The 2,616-nt window shown below is 65.8% G+C and carries 3 protein-coding genes and 1 pseudogene; 3 read left to right on the top strand and 1 reads right to left on the bottom strand.

The features are described 5' to 3' along the window. The 3 genes and pseudogenes from EOA29_RS32435 to EOA29_RS32425 all read left to right on the top strand — a co-directional run. Nucleotides 1-489, top strand: a 489-nt coding sequence (locus EOA29_RS32435; RefSeq protein WP_145969931.1) for a VWA domain-containing protein, incomplete at its 5' end; no start/stop codon positions are given. A gap of 11 nt (nt 490-500) precedes the next feature. Next, a pseudogene (locus EOA29_RS32430) lies at nt 501-1,313 on the top strand (XdhC/CoxI family protein); the annotation flags it as partial. Nucleotides 1,314-1,349: 36 nt separating this feature from the next. Next, nucleotides 1,350-1,808, top strand: coding sequence for a carbon monoxide dehydrogenase subunit G (locus EOA29_RS32425; RefSeq protein ID WP_126096002.1), 459 nt, complete (start codon nt 1,350-1,352; stop codon nt 1,806-1,808). A gap of 42 nt (nt 1,809-1,850) precedes the next feature. On the opposite strand, the gene EOA29_RS32420 is transcribed toward EOA29_RS32425, so the two are convergent. Beyond that, nucleotides 1,851-2,616 (bottom strand): L,D-transpeptidase (locus EOA29_RS32420; protein WP_145969930.1); only part of this gene is annotated, 766 nt, incomplete at its 5' end.

The raw sequence follows: 2,616 nt of genomic DNA, 5'->3' as shown, positions 1-2,616 counted from the left end.
ATGAGCATGTATACCGGCACGTTCCTGCGTTTCATCCACGGCGTGCTGGACGAGTTCCGCGAAGCGGAGGCCTTCCTTTTCCATACGCGCCTTGCCTATGTCTCCGACGCGATGAAGGAGAAAGACGCGGCACGGGCGCTCGACAGGCTTTCGCTGCTGGCGCAGGGCGCCGGTGGCGGCACGCGGATCGGTGAGAGCCTTGCCACCTTCAACCGCTGGCATGCGGCGCGCGTCATTCATTCGCGAACCTGCGTCATGATCGTCTCGGATGGTTATGAGACCGGAGACTCGGCACTGCTCGGGCGCGAGATGGCCGGGCTCGCCCGCCGCTGCCGCCGCATCGTCTGGCTCAATCCGATGATGGGCTGGGAAGGCTATGCGCCGGAGGCCGCCGGCATCAAGGCGGCGTTGCCGCATATCGATCTCCTGGCGCCGGCGCATACGCTGAAAAGCCTGGCGGCGCTTGAATCCTATCTGGTCAAACTGTGACGGAGGCGAAGATGACCGCCCATGTCGACGTATTGGATCTGATGTCCCGCCTGAAAGCGGCAGAAGAGCCGTTTGTCCTCGCAACTGTCGTCCGCACCGTGTCGGTCACGGCGGCCAAGGCCGGCGCCAAGGCGATCATCCGGCCTGACGGTCGCATCGAGGCGGGATGGATCGGCGGCGGCTGCGCGCGTGGCGCGACGCTGAAGGCCGCGCGCGAGGCCCTGGCCGACGGCCAGTCGCGCCTGGTCTCGATCCAGCCGGAAAACCTCCTGGAAGAGCTCGGCGTCAAGCCGGGCGAGGATCGCGACGGCATCAACTTCGCCAGGAACATGTGTCCGTCGCGCGGCACCATGGATATCTTCGTCGAGCCCGTCCTGCCGAAGCCTGTGCTGGTCGTGATCGGCTCCAGCCCGGTGGCGCAGGCGCTGGTCGAGCAGGCCCGGCCGCTCGGCTACCATGTCACCCTGGCGGCGCCGCTCTCGCATTTCGACACCATGCCGGAGGCGGACAACATAGTGGATGGCTTCGTGCCAGACGCTTCCTATCGGGCCCGGCGTTTCGTGATCGTCTCCACGCAAGGCAAGGGCGACGAGGCCGCGCTCAAGGCTGCTGTTGCGATAGAGGCGGAATATCACGGCTTTGTCGGCAGCCGGCGCAAGATGGCTTCACTGCGCGAGAAACTCGCCGCGCAAGGCGTCGTGGCCGAGGCCCTGGATCGCGTCAAGGCGCCGGCCGGGCTCGACATCGGTGGTATCACTCCGGAAGAGATCGCGCTGTCGATCCTCGCCGAAATCACCATCGAGCGCCGCCGCGGGCAGCGGGGGGCACCCATCAATCAGCAACGGAAAGGGCGTGATTTCATGGATATGAACGGGCAGGAGCGAATTGAGGCCCCCGTCGAGACGGTCTGGCGGGCACTTAATGACCCCGAGACGCTCAAGCTATGCATCCCAGGCTGCGAGGCACTGGAAAAGCAGTCGGACACCAATATGACCGCGACGGTCGTGCTGAAGATAGGGCCGATCAAGGCCCGCTTCGATGGCGAGGTCGAATTGAGCAATCTCGACCCGCCGCGCGCCTATACGATCAGCGGGGAAGGGAAAGGCGGTATCGCCGGTTTCGCCAAGGGCCACGCCGACGTATCCCTGGCCGAAGACGGGCCGGGTGTCACGATGCTGTCCTATGTGGTCAAGGCCGATGTCGGAGGCAGGATCGCACAGCTCGGCGGACGCCTGATCGATTCCACCGCCCGCAAGCTCGCGGGGCAGTTCTTCACCAATCTGGGCGAGCGCCTGGCCGTGCAACCCGTCCAGGCATGACGGGCAAGGCGGCGGCTTCCGCCGCCTTGCCTCCCGACCGGCTCAGAAGATCTCGTTGGTGATCCGCTTTACGGGCCCGAGCAGGATCGAACCTGTCGGCACGCCGTTGTCGATCGGGATCGCCCTGCGCTCAGGCAAGTCTGACACAGGCTCGCCGATATCGGCCGTCACGACGACCGGGCTCTTGTTCGGCACGCGGTCGTAGAGGTCGATGATGTCCTGGTTGATCAGGCGCACGCAGCCCGACGAGACCGATTTGCCGATCGACCACCATTCCGGCGAGCCGTGCAGGCGGTAGAGCGTGTCCTGGCTGCCCTGGAACAAATAGAGCGCGCGAGCGCCGAGCGGGTTCTTCAAGCCGCCGGGCATGCCGCCATTCTTGGCGCTGAACTGCGTCAGTTCCGGCTGGCGGGCGACCATCTCGTCCGGCGGCGTCCATTTCGGCCACTTCTGCTTCCACTGCACTACGGCGTCGCCCGACCACTCGAAGCCGGCGCGGCCGAGGCCGACGCCGTAGCGGATCGCCTGGCCGCCCTCGCGCACCAGGTAGAGGAAGTGGTTCGTCGTATCGACGACGATCGTGCCTGGCCGCTGTCCGGTCGGGTCGGGAACGATCTGGCGCAGGAATTTGTGATCGATCTTGTTTACCGGGATGGCCGGCAGGTCGAAGCCGTTGTCGGATATCGGCCCATACATCGTCTCGTAGTCGCCGAGCGGCGGCTCCACATAGGCCGGCGGTGGCGGCTGGACGGGTTCGGGGCCCGGACCGGTGGTGGTGCAGGCGGAAAACGCGGCCGAAGCAGCGCCG

The sequence above is a fragment of the Mesorhizobium sp. M1E.F.Ca.ET.063.01.1.1 genome (assembly GCF_003998155.1).
Classification (GTDB): Bacteria; Pseudomonadota; Alphaproteobacteria; order Rhizobiales; family Rhizobiaceae; genus Mesorhizobium.
The sequence above is the reverse complement of the archived record's forward strand: the minus strand, read 5'-3'. Positions and strand labels throughout refer to the sequence as shown.

What these genes read in the sequence shown, in the direction of transcription:
- EOA29_RS32425 (WP_126096002.1), top strand. Translation starts at nt 1,350, where the DNA reads ATGGATATGAACGGGCAGGAGCGAATTGAGGCCCCCGTCGAGACGGTC.